This window comes from Methylocella tundrae, from assembly GCF_038024855.1.
GTDB classification, from domain to species: Bacteria; Pseudomonadota; Alphaproteobacteria; order Rhizobiales; family Beijerinckiaceae; genus Methylocapsa; species Methylocapsa tundrae.
Window position 1 is genome coordinate 2,360,346 of record NZ_CP139089.1, and the last position, 15,320, is coordinate 2,375,665.

At 61.6% G+C, this 15,320-nt stretch carries 9 protein-coding genes; 3 read left to right on the plus strand and 6 right to left on the minus strand.

Translation table 11 applies throughout. The features are described 5' to 3' along the window. Positions 1-4: 4 nt before the first annotated feature. Positions 5-1,867, minus strand: a complete 1,863-nt coding sequence (gene aroB / locus SIN04_RS13285) for a 3-dehydroquinate synthase (RefSeq protein WP_134489908.1) — start codon at positions 1,865-1,867, stop codon at positions 5-7. 295 nt (positions 1,868-2,162) lie between these two features. On the opposite strand from aroB, the gene SIN04_RS13290 reads away from it, so the two are divergent. Next, entirely contained in the window at positions 2,163-2,885 is a 723-nt protein-coding gene (locus SIN04_RS13290; RefSeq protein WP_244605802.1) for an OmpW/AlkL family protein, read from the plus strand. A gap of 165 nt (positions 2,886-3,050) precedes the next feature. On the opposite strand, the gene SIN04_RS13295 is transcribed toward SIN04_RS13290, so the two are convergent. From SIN04_RS13295 to SIN04_RS13305, 3 genes are all read right to left on the minus strand, one after another. Beyond that, positions 3,051-5,240 (minus strand): amylo-alpha-1,6-glucosidase, encoded by a 2,190-nt coding sequence (locus tag SIN04_RS13295; protein WP_341263965.1) that lies wholly within the window; start codon positions 5,238-5,240, stop codon positions 3,051-3,053. Positions 5,241-5,359: 119 nt separating this feature from the next. Beyond that, positions 5,360-6,514 (minus strand): glycosyltransferase family 4 protein, encoded by a 1,155-nt coding sequence (locus SIN04_RS13300; RefSeq protein WP_134489912.1) that lies wholly within the window; start codon positions 6,512-6,514, stop codon positions 5,360-5,362. Between the two features lie 494 nt (positions 6,515-7,008). Further along, positions 7,009-9,798 carry a DUF6165 family protein gene (locus SIN04_RS13305; protein WP_134489914.1) on the minus strand — a complete coding sequence of 930 codons (2,790 nt, stop codon included), beginning with the start codon at positions 9,796-9,798 and terminating at the stop codon, positions 7,009-7,011. 406 nt (positions 9,799-10,204) lie between these two features. On the opposite strand from SIN04_RS13305, the gene SIN04_RS13310 reads away from it, so the two are divergent. Further along, the gene (locus SIN04_RS13310) at positions 10,205-10,492 is read left to right on the plus strand and encodes a response regulator (RefSeq protein ID WP_423135979.1); all 288 of its coding nucleotides are present in this window, start codon (positions 10,205-10,207) and stop codon (positions 10,490-10,492) included. 108 nt (positions 10,493-10,600) lie between these two features. After that, the gene (gene hrcA, locus SIN04_RS13315) at positions 10,601-11,686 is read left to right on the plus strand and encodes a heat-inducible transcriptional repressor HrcA (protein ID WP_134489918.1); all 1,086 of its coding nucleotides are present in this window, start codon (positions 10,601-10,603) and stop codon (positions 11,684-11,686) included. Between the two features lie 136 nt (positions 11,687-11,822). On the opposite strand, the gene SIN04_RS13320 is transcribed toward hrcA, so the two are convergent. Continuing rightward, positions 11,823-12,308, minus strand: coding sequence for a MarR family winged helix-turn-helix transcriptional regulator (locus tag SIN04_RS13320; RefSeq protein ID WP_134489920.1), 486 nt, complete (start codon positions 12,306-12,308; stop codon positions 11,823-11,825). Positions 12,309-12,468: 160 nt separating this feature from the next. Next, entirely contained in the window at positions 12,469-15,264 is a 2,796-nt protein-coding gene (gene mutS / locus SIN04_RS13325; RefSeq protein ID WP_423135980.1) for a DNA mismatch repair protein MutS, read from the minus strand. Between the last annotated feature and the right edge of the window lie 56 nt (positions 15,265-15,320).

Sequence of the window (15,320 nt, forward strand, 5' to 3'; positions counted from 1 at the left end):
GATGTTAAATTCCTGTGTTCAATTCGTCTTGAAGAAAGGCACGAACCTCTTCGGCGTCCACCGACTTCGCGACAAAACAATCGCCGACTTCGCGCGCCAGGATGAAGGTCAGGGCGCCGCGCTCGACCTTCTTGTCCTGATACATGGCCTCAATGATCTGGCCGGCGTCGAGGGCGAGACCTTTGATGTCGGCGAGCCGCGTCGGCAGGCCGACCTCGCGCAAATGCGCCTCGACCCGGTCTGCGTCCCCGCACGGGCAGAGGCCCAATTTTACGGAAAAGCGGAAGGCCAGAGCCATGCCGATCGAGACGCCTTCCCCATGCACCAGCCGCGCGCCATCGTAATGGTTGATGCGCTCCAGCGCATGGCCGAAGGTGTGGCCGAGGTTGAGCAGCGCGCGATCGCCTCGCTCATGCTCGTCGCGGGCGACAATGGCGGCTTTGGCGCGACAACTCGTTGCAATGGCGTGGACGCGGTCGGAGCCGCCTGAAAAGACGCCGCGCCAATGTGTCTGAAGCCAGCTGAAGAAGCCGGCGTCGCCGATGAGGCCGTATTTCACGACTTCCGCGTAACCGGCGCGAAATTCGCGCGCCGGCAGCGTCTCCAAGGCATGTGCGTCGGCGAGCACCAGCGAGGGCTGGTGGAATGCGCCGACGAGATTTTTGCCGTGGTCTGAATTGATGCCGGTCTTGCCGCCGACAGAGGAATCGACCTGGGCGAGAAGGCTGGTCGGGATCTGAATGAAGCGCATGCCACGCCGGATCGAGGCCGCCGCAAATCCGGCGAGATCGCCGATGACGCCGCCGCCAAGCGCGATCACCAGATCGCCGCGCTCCAGCTTCGCCGCGATAACGGCGTCGCAGACCTCGGCGAAAGTCGCGAAGGACTTCGACGTCTCGCCAGGCGGCACGACGACGACGGAATGGCGAACGCCCGCCTTGTCGAGAGATTCTTCCAGCCCGGCGAGATGGATTTCTGCGACATTGGCGTCGGTGACGATGGCGCAGGCGGCCCCGGGCGCGAGACGCTGGATGTGGCCGCCGGCTTCGGCGATAAGGCCGGAGGCGATCAGAATATCATAGGAGCGCGCGCCGAGATTGACCCGAACCTTCGCGGCCGGGGGCCGGCCATCTGGCCCTTGCGCCGCGCCAGGCGGCGAACCGGACGCGTCGAACAGCACTTCTCCCGTCGCGAGAGAAATCGGGGCCGGCGCGGAGGTTTTAGAGAGATTCATTGGTCTCGAGGGCGTGAGGGGCGGGGGGTCAGGCGAAAAGCGCATGAAAAACTCAATGGCGCAGATGATCTCCTCCACCGCCAGCTCATGCGGCCCGTCGCGTGATATCACTGTGACATCAGCGCGCGCGTAATAAGGATAGCGTTGCTCGAGCAGCGTACGCAAAGTTTTTTCGGGGTCTGGACTTTGCAGCAGGGGACGATGCGAGCGTTTGCGCACGCGCCGCCACAGCACCTCGGGGTCGGCCTTCAGCCAGACCGATACGCCCCGCTTGGCGATTCGCGCCCGCGTCTCCTCGTTCAGAAAGGCGCCGCCGCCGGTTGCGATCACGCGGGGGCCGTCCTCGAGAAGGCGCGCCATGACGCGGCGCTCTCCATCACGAAACGAAGGCTCGCCGTGCTTGGCGAAAATCTCGGCGATCGTCATGCCCGCCGCCGCCTCGATCTCCACATCGGCGTCGACAAAAGGCAGTCCGAGGCGCTGCGCCAGACGCCGGCCGGTCGAGGTCTTGCCAGATCCCATGAAGCCGACGAGAACGATGGAGCGATCTCCAAGCGTCTGCGTCAGCGAGGCGATCCTGCGATCCCGCACGCCGTCTTGACTGTCCTTCACGATTTCAGAGCCGCTGGTCATCGTCAAACTCTAGCATGCGCCCGGATCGGATTTAAGCGGCAGTTTGCCTTGCGCGCGGGCTCACCAGAATTTTGAGCAATTTTTAGCGCATATGCCTGTTTCCGCATAATAAGTGGCAGCTTTGCAACAGTTTAGTCCTTAACAGTCCAGCAACCCTTGCAATTGATCTAAATCAAACCGAAGCTTTGCCTGTCGGAGCACGTTGCGATCGCACAGTTGGCGGATCGCCGCCAGGGGCTAAAAGCCCGTTTAGGAGTGTTCGGGGGTTTTGATGATTAGGATCGTTCGCTGCGCTATGGCAGCTCTCATGCTTGGCGCGTCGGCCGTCGCGGCGTTCGCGGCCGACCTTCCAATAGCGCCAGCGCCGGCTCTGACGCCGGCCCCGGCTCTGCCCGAGGCGTTCCAGCCCTTTCAGGTGCGCCTGCGCGCCGTCGGCGTCTTGCCGGAAGGTGGCGGCATTCTCCAGAACAACGCCACCGGCGGTTTTGTCAGCGGCGGCGTCAAGGCGTCAGACGCGGTCATTCCCGAGCTCGACGTCAGCTATTTCTTTACAAAGAATATCGCGATCGAAGCTGTCTGCTGCGTCTCCTACCACAATCTTTTCCTGAAGGGTGGGACGCTCAACGGCAGCTACATCGGCCACACCTTGCTGTTTCCGCCGACCGTGCTGCTGCAATATCATGTGACGACGCTCGGCGCTTTCCAGCCCTATGCCGGCGTCGGCGTGAATTATACGCACTTTTTCTCCGTGCATCCGGATGGCCAAATTCTGAATTCGCTGAGCCTTGGCGATTCCTGGGGCGTCGCCGGCCAGATCGGCTTCGACTACATGATCGACGATCATTGGGGCCTCAACTTCGACGTCAAGAAACTTCTGATGAACACGCGCGTCAACGCGACTGTGGCGCCGGGAATAGCCTCGGTTTCAGGCAACGCCGCCATCAGCCCCTGGCTGATCGGCGCCGGCATCACCTATCGTTTCGGTGGTCCCGCCTCGGCGATCGTCGCAAAATATTGATGGGCCCCCGCGAGGCGATGCGCCTCGTGTGATCATCCCTTGGCTCGAAAGGCTTGCGGCGAATGTCGCAAGCTTTTTTTCTGCTCGCGACGGCCTGGCGCATGACGCCGAAAATGTGCGGGCTTGTTGGCCTCTTGCGCTAAAACGCAGGCTTAAAGAGCGCGCTCATTTAACCAGCATGAGTTTTGCGTCGCCGCGCCGCTCCAGCAGGTTGAGGGTGACGTCCTCGCCATGCCTCTCGAGCTTCAGCTTGACCTGTGACGCCCCGAGCGTAAGGCGCGTAAGGGTCACGGAATCCAGGAAATCAGGCATCATCGGATCGATGAACCGGATCGCGTTGTTGCGCTGAGACAGCTCCATGCCGAGGCAGGCTTGCAGAAAGGCGAAGGGGGCAGCCGCCGCCCAGGCCTGCGGAGCGCAGGCGACCGGATAGGAAGTCGGCCCCCTATGCGGGCGGCGGATGAAACCGCAAAAAAGTTCGGGCAGCCGCCGCAAATCCTGGTGTGCGGCCGCATCGAACATCGCAGAGAAAACCTGCGCGGCCTCGCGCGCAAAGCCATAGCGGGCGAAGCCCAGCGCGATCATCGCATTATCGTGCGGCCAGACCGAACCATTGTGGTAGGAAATTGGATTGTAGCGCGCCTCCCCATCGGCCACCGTGCGAATGCCCCAACCGCTGAACGAACTCCGCCTCAGCAGCGTCCGCACCACGCGGGGCGCCCGCTCCGGACTGGCGATCCCGGCAAAAAGCGCATGTCCTGAATTCGAGGCGCGGACCCGGCAAGGCTTCTTTCGCCCGTCGAGGGCCAGGGCGAAGGCGCCGAGATCCTCGCACCAAAAGGCCGCGTCGAACGCCTTTTGCAAGCTCTGCGCCTCGGCGATGAGTTTTGATTCGAGATCGCGTTCGCCAAAATATCCGGCGAGCTTCGCCGCGTGGGACTTGGCGGCGTACACATAGCCCTGAACCTCGCATAGCGCGATCGGGCCTTCCGCCAGGGCGCCGTCGGCGTGAAAAATCGAATCATACGAATCTTTCCAGCCCTGATTGACGAGGCCATCCCCTGTCTCGCGCGCATATTCGACGAATCCGTCTCCATCCTTGTCGCCGAATTCGTCGATCCACTGAAGCGCCGCCTTGATATTGGGCCAAATCGCCGTGATCGTCTCGACATCGCCCGTTCGATCGAAATACATGCCGGCGAGCATGACAAAGAGCGGCGTCGCGTCGACTGAGCCATAATAGAGCCGGAACGGAACCTCCCCAAGCCGGGCCATCTCGCCATTGCGGGTCTCGTGCAGAATCTTGCCCGGCTGCGCATCGGCGGCAGGATCGATCGTTTTCGCCTGCGTCGCGGCCAAAAACTTGAGCACCCCTTTGGCGATGACGGGATCGAGCCAAAGCAGCATCATCGCCGTAATGACGCCGTCGCGCCCGAAAGCTGTCGAAAACCAGGGAATGCCCGCGTAAGGGTAAAGCCCCTGGGGCGTGCGGGAGACCAGCATATAAAGATCGGACGTCGCCCGGCAGCACACTTCGTTGAAGAGATCATTCGAACTGTTGACGGTCGCAATCGCCGCCGTCTTGGCGCGAATGGCGCGGCGCCTGTCGCGAAAAGCGATCGAGAAATGCGTCAGATGCGGCGGGTTCTGATCCGCGCAGACGACTGAAAGGAACATGGATCCGCGCCCATGCGGCCCAAGATCAAATCGAAAACGCGCGGAAGTTTGATCGGCACGTTCGGGCTCTGGCCAAAACACCAGCTTTGTGACGCGCCTTACCCGGTCAAGGCCATCATATTGAAATTCGACGCCTGTCTGGTTGCGCATGAACGCGATCTGGCCGCGTTTCTCGCGCATTGACCCACGCACTTCAAAGAGGTCACGGAAATCGGCGCCAAAGCCTATGTCGATGCGAAACTGCCGCGGGCTATCGGCGAAATTGCGAAACCCGATCCGTTCATAAAGAACGCCTCGCCACAGGAATTTGGTGCGTTCAATACAGATCGTGTCGCGCGGCATCGAAATCGCGCCGTCGACGTGGATGTCTGGATTGGTCAGATCCACAGATAGCGCGACATTGTCATCCTGAATGACGGAACTCAGCAGCAGCGGCCGCTTTCCGTCCACCAGCAGCTTCAGGCGGGAGAGGAAACGCGTATCGTTGAAATAGAGCCCTTCAGGTCCCGGCCCAGCGACGCCGATGTCGCCGTATTCGTCGAACACAGCGAAGGCGTCACCATGCTTCAGACTGCGCAGCGCGCTCTGGACGAGGGACGTCTCGGTCTCGATGTAATATTGGGGAAGTTCAATCACGTCGTCCACGATGTGATTGACGCCGCGTGGAGCCTCTGTCATTGCGCGTCCGCTCTCAATCGTCAGATGCGCTGGACCGCCCCCTTGATGAGGGCGCCCCTGAACGCTCAAATAAAAACTATTATAGCCTCGCCGGCTCTTCTCGCGATGTGCGCCGCCGCCTAGCCAAGCGGCGTTTCGAGCATGCTTGGCCCGTTGACGCGGCCAAGCTCGCGGTGGAAGGCCTGCGCTGCGAGCGGCGCCTTAGCGGGATGCGGAACGGCTGACGGCGCGGAGCGTTGTTTCGCCGGCGCCATCGCCAACAAGGACCGGTAGGCGGCGATATATGATCGCGCCATCTTCTCCGCGGTGAAGCGCCTTTCGAAATCGGCGCGCACCCCCGCTCTGCTCATTCGAGTTGCCGTCTCGACGGCCGCGACCGCCTCATCGACTGAATCGACGATCACGCCGCTGACGCCAGGCGTAATGACCTCCGGCACGGAGCCATTGCGCCACGCGATGATCGGCGTTCCAGCCGACATGGATTCGGTCATGACGAGACCAAACGGCTCAGGCCAATCGATGGGAAAGAGCAACGCGCGGGCCCTGCCGAGAAACTCGCATTTTTGATCCTCGTTGATCTCGCCGATGAATTCAATGAGCGGATGATCGAGCATCGGTTCGATCAGATTTTTGAAATATTCAAGATCGGCTGCGTCCACCTTCGCGGCGATCTTCAATTTGGTCCCCGACTTCTTGGCGATTTCGATCGCGCGATCCGGCCGCTTTTCGGGAGAAATACGGCCAAGGAAAGCCAGATAATCGCCGCCTTCAGAATCAAAGGGGCAGATGTGAGAAGCAAGGCCATGTTGAATGGTGGCCAGCCAGTTCGCGCATTTCGGCATCGGCAGGCGCTGCGAGTCCGAGATCGACACGAGGGGCATTTCCGGAAAGGCCTTATAAAGCGGATGAGCGTCCGGAAGATCGAGGCGTCCGTGCAGCGTGATCAAGCATTTGTGAACAAGGTCGTGAAACAGGGCATTCGGCAGCAAATCGATATGAAAATGAATGACGTCGAATTCGTCCTCCCTGCGCCTGACCTCGCGCAACATGGCGAGCGTGCTGCCGATATGGTCCCGGATGCCGGCCAATCTCAGACTCTGCGGCGCAGATACGACAAGATCAGCGGAAGTCTGCGATTCCGCGCTCGCAAACAAGGTCACCTGATGACCCTGCCGGACCAGTTCTTCCGCCAGCCATGAGACAACTCGCTCGGTGCCTCCATAGAGCTTCGGGGGCACTGCTTCGGCCAACGGAGCAACGAGCGCTATACGCATAAGCTCTTCCTTTCAACGGCATGATGTCCTTGCAATGATGTATTTGCGCGGAAGTTCCACTGGGGGCGCCACTTTGTTCGGCGCCGCAACCAAAACTTGCCCTTGGAAAGACATTGGAGTTTTTGGGAATACCCGCGCTTTCTTCAGATGCACGATTAACATGGCGCGGGAATGGCGTGGAAATGGCGAGAGCAACCGCGCACGTGTGTTTTGCGGGTTCGCTGAAGTTGCGCGTCGGCGAAATCCGCGATGGGAGCCGGCCAGCGCCTTTCCACGCCGTCGCGCGCCGTCCCGTCCGTTCGCCCGTCCGATTGCCGCGGACCGAGCCTTGCGGAAGACGATCCGCCTGCCGCTCGGTCTCGCCGCGATCATTGACTCGCGCTCGGCACATTCCGGTCAGATCGGTTCGATCTGGTCGACAAGAATATGCTCAAACGTTTGAATCTGGAGCGATTTCTGATCGATCGAATGACCCCATTCGATCGGAAGGCGCTCTACGGCGAGTGCGCATATGATTTTTCTTCTATGATGGCTGAATTGAACAAGAGATTGATGCGTTTTTTGATCCCTGCCCGCCGATCGTTCGACTTGTAGACGAGTCGCGCCAGGGAAATGAACTCGTCGTCGAATTGCCGCCGCATTTCGCATGCCCGCAACGCATCCTCGACATTCCACAAGAATTCATTGGCGCTTTTCAGCTCCGTTTCGAGGCGATCGAGCTTGACGCCGCCAAAGTCGGCTTCGGCCTTCAGTTTGCGCAGCAGGTCCAATTCGAAGCGAATATTGGCGAGTTTCAATGGATCTTCGACCCGGCTCTCCTTGATTTCCAAAATGGTGATTTTGTCGATGAGTTCCCCGACCGCGCCCGGGATCGCGATGAGCGCGGCCGCGCTGATTGCGGCGGCCGGCGTTTCCGCGCCGGTTTGCGCCAGCGGGTCCGGGGGCCCCGAACGCACTCCGACGCGCAGCGCGACACATGCCGCGATCTCGCTAAAGACGGGCTCCCATTGGTCGCGTTGCTCCTGGCGAAACAGCTGCATGGTTGGATACCAGGGCGAGTCGGATCGCTCCAGCAGCCATCGCCAATCCGGGGCCTGCTTGAGGGCAACGAAGACAGGCCGGCCCAAGGCGCCGGCGAGATGGGCGATCGCCGTATCAGAGGTGATTACAAGGTCGACAGCGGTCATCGCGCCCGCGCAATCGATGAACGAATCGGGACCGGCGTCGAAATCCTCGCCGAGGCTCTCAATGCGAAGCGGTCCTTTCGGCGTCTCGATCTCGATCGACCTTTGGTCCTTGACGAGGCTGATCAGCCGCACGCCTGCGATCGCCCCGAGAGCGCCAAAACAGCTCAGCGGAACGCTTCTTTTGAGATTGATTGAGGCGTTGCCGTGCCAGCAAACGCCGATGCGAAACCCATGCGCGCCGATCCGGGCCGCCCATTTGGCGACGGCCTCCTGTTCCGGGTAGAGATAGGGCGTCGCAGCGGGCACGGTTTCCAGAGTCGTTGCAAATCCGCGCGGGAGACTGAGCAAAGCGCACTGGAAATCATAGGCGGCTGCGGGGTCGAGCGCGTCGATGAAACGCACCTCGTTCGAGACATTGCTCAAGAGCCGCCGCATATTCTTGCGGCAAAGCAATGTGACGTCGGCGCCCGCTTCGACGAGACGCGGCAGATAACGGGAAAACTGAATGAGGTCGCCAAGGCCCTGCTCATCCCAGACGAGAATGCTGCGGCCGGTCAGATCCTCGCCGGTCCACTGCGGCGGCGCCGCGATCGTTTTCGGCGGCGCGTTCGAGCGCTCCCAACGGCTTTCGAAATCCTCAAATCCTTCCTTCAGCATGCCTTTCAAAAGCAGGGCGCCGGCCCGGTTGTTGCGGGCGTCCGGATAATCCGGCTTGTGCCGGAGAGCTTCATTGAAACAGGCCAGCGCCTGATCAATCTGCCCTGTCTCTTTCAGCGCCACCCCAAGGCTCGATAACGCCTCGGGATAGTTGGGGCGAACGCGCAAGGCCTCATGATAGGAGGCGATCGCATCCGCAAGGCGATCAACTTCCTGTAGAACATTGCCGCGATTGAGCCAAACCTCGGGGGCCTGCGGGTTCAACTCGACGGCGCGATCGAGCGAACTCAAGGCTTCCTCGAGCCGTCCGAGCTTCTGCAGCGCCGCGCCGCGCATGCCGAGCGCCTGCGGGTGCCGCGCGTCATGCCGCAGCGCTTCGTCGCAATATCGCAGAGCTTGATCGGCCCTGCCCCATTGCAGGCAAATATTGGCGCGATTGGTCAGCGCCGGCGGAAATCCCGGTCGAATCTTCAAAGCTTCGGCATAAGCCGAGAAAGCCTCGTCCAGGCGGCCGAGCTCATGCAATATGTTGCCGCGGTTGCAGATCGCCTCGCAATAGCGAGGATCAAGCGCGAGAGCTGCGTCATAGGCTGCAAGCGCTTCGATCGGCCGCTGGAGCCCCTGCAGCGCGATGCCTTTATTATAGAGCGCTTGCGGATAGCCGTCCCGGCATCGTGACGAGCGGTCATAACAGACCAGCGCGTCCTCCAGACGGCCGAGTTTTTGCAACACATTGCCACGATTGAGTTCGGTCTCCGCGTCGAGCGGACCAACGAGCGCCGCCTCCTCATAAGCTTTCAGCGCGTCTTCATGACGCCCGAGCTTTTGCAGGATCGAGCCCTTGTTAAAGAGGGCGCCGCCGTCGCCCGGCCGCAGCGCGACGATCGCCTCAAAGCAGGCGAGCGCATCCTCAAACCGGCCAAACCGCTCCAGCAAGGCGCCGCGATTGGTCAGCGCCTCGCAATGATTCGGCCGCACGCGAAGCGCGCTCTCATAAGCGGCGAGCGCCTCTTTCATTCGCCCGAGGCTCTGCAGGATGACGCCTATGCTGAACAGCGTATCGGCGTCGTCGGGGCGCAGTTTCAATACGTCCCGAAAGGCCTCGAGCGCATCCTGAGGCTGACCGAGCCGCTGAAGCACAATAGCGCGCGCGCCAAGCGCTTCAGGGTAGGCGCATCTTAGCGCCAGCGCGCGGTTGAACCAGATCAGAGCGTTGCGAAAATCCTCGGCATTGAAATAGATCAGGCCGAACACATAGCTGGCGAGATCACTCGGCGCGGCGAGATCCGCATATTGCGCGAGATGGGCGATCGCCTCGCGCGGCTCGCCCGAATTGAGAAAGGCAAAAGCCTCCGTGATCGCGACCTGGAGAAGCGCCTTGTTGCGAATTTCGCCACGGCCTTGGGCGGAAACGCTTTCTCCTGCTTTTTGTACGCTCATCCAAATGCTCGCGAACAGCGCCGGCCGGGGGCGCCGGCCGAGACAAATTTGAAAACAATCGCAACTGACGCGGCGGGACATCTCCGCCGAACCTGAAGCTTGGCTGACGCGAGCCGGAAATCGGACTCGCCGGAGCACGAATGGGATTGAAACGAAAAAAGCTTTCGCGGGCCTGACGGTCGGCGCGAAGCAAGATGAGCCGCGCCGCGATCACGGCCTTGGCGCCGCCGCCCGAGAGCTGATTTCTTCCCCCGAAAAATTCACCGTCGCGAGGAACTAACCTGACCGTTGTGGAATTTTGGATGCACGCGTCCTCGTTGAATGGCGGAATGCCTTGAAAATCGAAAACGACTTTCGCGTCCTTGTGGTTGAGGACGAAGCTTTGATCAGCATGTTGATCGAAGACATGCTCGCCGATATCGGATGCAAATGTGTCGACGTCGCTTCTTCCGTGGAGGTGGCCATGGAAGCTCTCACCAAGGCCGAGCCGAATTTCGCGATGCTGGACATTAATCTGAATGGCACACGCAGCTTTCCGATAGCCGACATCCTGAAATCGCGAGAGATTCCTTTTGTTTTCTTGTCCGGTTACGGCTCGCGGGGTCTAGATGAGGCTTATTTCGGAGCCAAAATTCTGCAAAAGCCATTTCAATTAGGCGATCTCGAAACCGCTATCCAAAGCGCTCTCGGCTAGCGCGCCGGGAGCAAAAACGCGTCGGCGGAGCGCGAAGCCGGCCCCGCGCCAGACCGCGAACAGAAAGCTCCTCTTGCATCCGGGGCCGGTGACCGCCATTCTGTGCCTATGGCGATGCCTTTGGACCCTACGCGCCCTAACGGCAGCGGTTTGACGAGCCTCAACGAGCGCTCCCGGGAAATTTTTCGGCAGATCGTCGATTCCTATCTCACCAGCGGCGAGGCGGTGGGGTCACGCCATGTCGCGCGGCTGCTGCCGATGCCGCTGTCGCCCGCCTCTGTCCGCAATGTAATGCAGGATCTTGAGGAACTCGGCCTGATCTATGCCCCTCACACCAGCGCGGGGCGGCTTCCGACCGAGCTTGGCCTGCGCTTTTTCGTCGACGCCATGCTCGAAATCGGCGACGTCAGCCCCGGTGAACGCGAACATATCGAGGCGCAGGTCAAGGCCGCGGCGCAGGAACAATCGCTCGAGGCCGTGCTCGGCGACGCGATGAGCATGCTGTCGGGACTGACACGCGGCGCCGGCGTCGTCGTGACGACAAAAGACAACGCGCGTCTCAAACACATCGAATTTGTCCGGATCGAGCCGGAGCGCGCGCTCGCGGTGCTTGTCTCCGAGGATGGCTCGGTCGAAAACCGCATCCTCCATATTCCCGCCTGGCTGCCGCCCTCCGCCCTCATCGAAGCCGGCAATTTTCTCAATGCGCGCATCCGCGGCCGCACTTTGCTTGATGTCCGGATCGAGATCGAGGCCTCCCACCGGGCCGCCGAAAAGGAGCTCGGCGAACTCACGACGCGCCTGATCGACGCCGGCCTTGCAAGCTGGGCTGAGAGTTCCGGCGACCCGCAGCTTATCGTCAGGGGCCAGGCCAATCTCTTGCAGGATTTGACGGCGATCGAGGACCTCGAACGCATCCGCCTGCTGTTCGCCGACCTCGAGACGAAGAAAGACGTGATCGACCTTCTGAACCGGGCGGAAGGCGGCGAGGGCGTGCGCATCTTCATCGGATCCGAGAACAAGCTTTTTTCGCTGTCCGGATCATCAATGATCGCGGCGCCCTTTCACGATGAGCAGCAGCGCCTCGTCGGCGTCCTCGGCGTCATCGGCCCGACGCGTCTGAATTACGCGCGCATCGTGCCGATGGTCGATTACACCTCGAAGGTCGTCTCTCGCATGTTGCAGAATCGATAGAGAGATTTATCGCGGCAGCCTGAGCAGAAGGCGTTCAAACGCAATCGCATTACATTCTGGTCTTTAGGTCTTTGTTTTGACGCATAATGTTGGTCCGAAAAGTCTGCAACTTTTCGACATCATGCTTTGACCCGTCTCAGAAAGAGCCGATCCGCTGCTGCTCGCCTTTCTCTGATTTGTCGCGCTTGCCGAGGAGAGCGTTGCGGATGCGGCGCAATTCCTTGCGGACGGCCTTGAGATCGTCCGCGGGGCGGCCCATCGCCCGCGCCATCTGCCCGGGGATATTCCTCGCCTGTCTGCGCATGTCGCTTCCCTTTTCGGTCAGCTTGACGCGCACCTGACGCTCATCCTTCGGATCGCGGGCGCGGCTGAGCAATCCCGCGGCCTCGAGCCGCTTCAGGAGCGGGGTCAGCGTGCCCGAATCAAGATGAAGGCGCTCGCCGATCGCCTTGACCGTCACGTCATCCGTTTCCCAGAGCGCCAGCATCACGAGATATTGCGGATAGGTGAGGCCGATCGCGGCGAGAAGAGGCGCATAGACTTTATTTATCGCGTGAAGCGTCGAATAGAGCGCAAAGCACAGCTGCTGGTCGACCCGCGGCATGACGTCGTCTTCAGACATTGAATGCACTCCCGGCCGGATTCGCTATCGACGCGCCATCGTGAACGCCATCCTGCGTCAAAACGAAACTAGAGAAAATACGAACAATGGGCATTCATTGCGCAATTCTATTTTTCACAATTTAATTGCTGGTTCTCGAATGAGGCAATAGCTCGTAAAATCAATGCTGTGTGGCGCGGAGCCGCTTCAGGCGGTAGAGCTGCTCAAGTGCGCTCTTCGGAGATAATTCATCCGGATCAATCGCGTCGATCGCGACGCCCAGCGCGTCGGACGTTCGATCGCGCGCTTTCGTCTCGTGCTGCGCTTCGTTATCGCAGGCGGTTTTGGGCGCGCTGGCGGCCGAGAACAGCGGCAGATCGGCGACGAGGCGATCGCTTTGCCGCGAACGGTCGCTCGCCTCGAATTCAGCAAGCAGATGCCTGGCGCGCGCGACGACCTGCGTCGGCAGGCCTGCGAGCTTGGCGACCTGGACGCCATACGACTGATCGGCCGCGCCGGGGATAATTTCGTGGAGGAACACGACGTCGCCATTCCAATCCGTCACCCGCACGGTGAGATTGTCGATGCGTTCGAGGCGTTTGGCGAGCTGCGTCAGCTCATGAAAATGGGTGGCGAACAGCGCCCGGCTGCGATTGCTCTCGTGCAGATGCTCCATCACCGCCCAGGCGATGGAAAGTCCGTCGAACGTCGCCGTGCCGCGCCCGATCTCATCGAGGATGACAAGGGAGCGCTCGCGCGCGGAGTTGAGAATGGCCGCGGTCTCGACCATCTCAACCATGAAGGTCGAGCGCCCGCGCGCCAGATCGTCGGCGGCGCCGACGCGGGAGAATAATCGATCGACGACGCCGATATGGGCGCGCCGCGCCGGAACGAAGGCGCCCATCTGCGCCAGCACGGCGATCAGCGCATTCTGCCGCAGATAGGTCGACTTGCCGGCCATGTTCGGCCCGGTCACGATCGCGATCTGCCCCCCCTTTCCCGCAACGCCCGAAAGCGCGCAGTCATTGGCGACGAAGGCCTGCCCGCTCGTGCGCAGCGCCGCCTCGACGACAGGATGGCGCCCGCCTTCAATCGCGAAAGCAAGCGACGCGTCGACCTCGGGCCGCGTCCAGTCGCAATCGGCGGCAAGCTCGGCAAGCGACGCCGCGACGTCGATCGCAGCAAGTCCTTCCGCCGCGCGCTTGACGCTCGCCTCCGCCGCGAGGAGCAAAGCGGCAAGATCAGCGAAAATCGCCAATTCCCGGCTCATCGCCTCATCCGCGGCGGAAGAAATCTTGACCTCGAGTTCGGCCAGATCCCTGGTCGAAAAGCGCATCGCGTCGGCCATCGTCTGACGATGGATGAAGGTTGCGTCAAAGGGCGGCCGCAGCAGCTTTTCGCCTTGCGCTTGCGGCACTTCGATGAAATGGCCGAGAAAATGATTGTGCTTCAATTTGAGCTGGCGCGTGTCGGCAAGCTCGCAATAGCGCGCCTGCAAGGCGGCGATCACTTTGCGGGTCTCGTCGCGAAGCGCGCGGCATTCGTCGAGAGCGTCGTCGAAGCCCGGCCGAATGAAGCCGCCATCGCGCCGATTGAGCGGCAAGGCGTCGGCCAGCGCCTCGCCAAGCCGCGCCATCACCGAGGCGTCGAGCGAACTGGCGGCGATGCTGGCCTCGCGCAGCTCTTCGGGGAGAGCCGCCGCGCCGTCCAGCGCTTGCGCAACGCCAAAGGCGGCGGCAAATCCATCACGCAGGGCGGCAAGATCACGCGGGCCGCCGCGATCGAGCGCAAGACGCGATATGGCGCGCATTGGATCCGGGGCGGCTTTCAGCGCCTTTCGCGCCTCGCCCCGCAAGCCCGGCTCGTCGATGAAGAACGCCACCGCCATCTGGCGGCGCACGATTTGGCCGATATCCGTCAAGGGCGCGGCGAGCCGCTCCGCAAGCAAGCGTCCGCCCGCCGCAGTGACCGTTTTGTCGATCGCGCCGATCAGCGAGCCTTCACGCGCGCCGGTCAAGGTTCGCGTCAACTCGAGATTGGCCCGCGTCGCAGCGTCGATCGACATATGAGTTTCGCGCGAAAGGCGCGCGGGCAGGTTCAGCGAGGGACGCGCGGAAAATTGCGTCCGCTCGACATAAAAGAGCGCCGCCGCGGCGGCTGCGATTTCGGCGCGGGATAGGGCGCCAAGGCCATCGAGCGTCGCGAGGCCGAAATAATCGAGGATCCGCCGCTCGGCGGAAAGGCCATCGCCGGACTGGCGCCCGAGCGGAGTGAGTGGCGCTTTCGTCTCCCGGCACAAGCGCACGAGCCCAGGCGAATCCATCAGCGCGTCGGGGACGATGATCTCGGCCGGCTCGATGCGCGCGATTTCCGCCTCGAGCGCGGCTTCCGGCGCCTCGCTGACGAGGAATTCTCCCGTCGAAATGTCGAGCGCCGCGAGGCCATAGCTCCATTGCCCATCGGATCGCGCAGCCCGCGCAATGGCGAGCAGACGATTGGCGCGCGAGGGATCGAGCAGCGTATCCTCGGTGATCGTGCCGGGCGTGACGAGGCGCTTGACTGCGCGTCGCACGACCGACTTGCCCCCGCGCTTTCGCGCCTCCGCCGGGTCTTCGACCTGTTCGCAGACTGCAACGCGATGGCCGAGACTGATCAGCCGATGCAGATATTCCTGCGCGCGCTCGACGGGAACGCCGCACATCGGGATATCGTCGCCCTGATGCTTGCCGCGCTTCGTCAGAACGATTCCGAGCGCCCTGGCGGCGACTTCGGCGTCGTCAAAGAACAATTCGTAGAAATCGCCCATCCGGTAGAAGAGAAGAGAGCCGGGGTTACCCGCCTTGATCTCCAGATATTGCGCCATCATCGGCGAGTTTTTCGCCGGCGCGGCGTCGAGCTGAGGCGAAACAACGTCGGCCTTCCCGGAGACCTGCGTGTTGTCGTCTTTGATGGAGGGGGGAGCTGCGCGCTTTGGCATCGGCGCACGCTAGCAAAGCTGGCGGCGATCCGCACTGTCGCAAACGCACTTTCCAG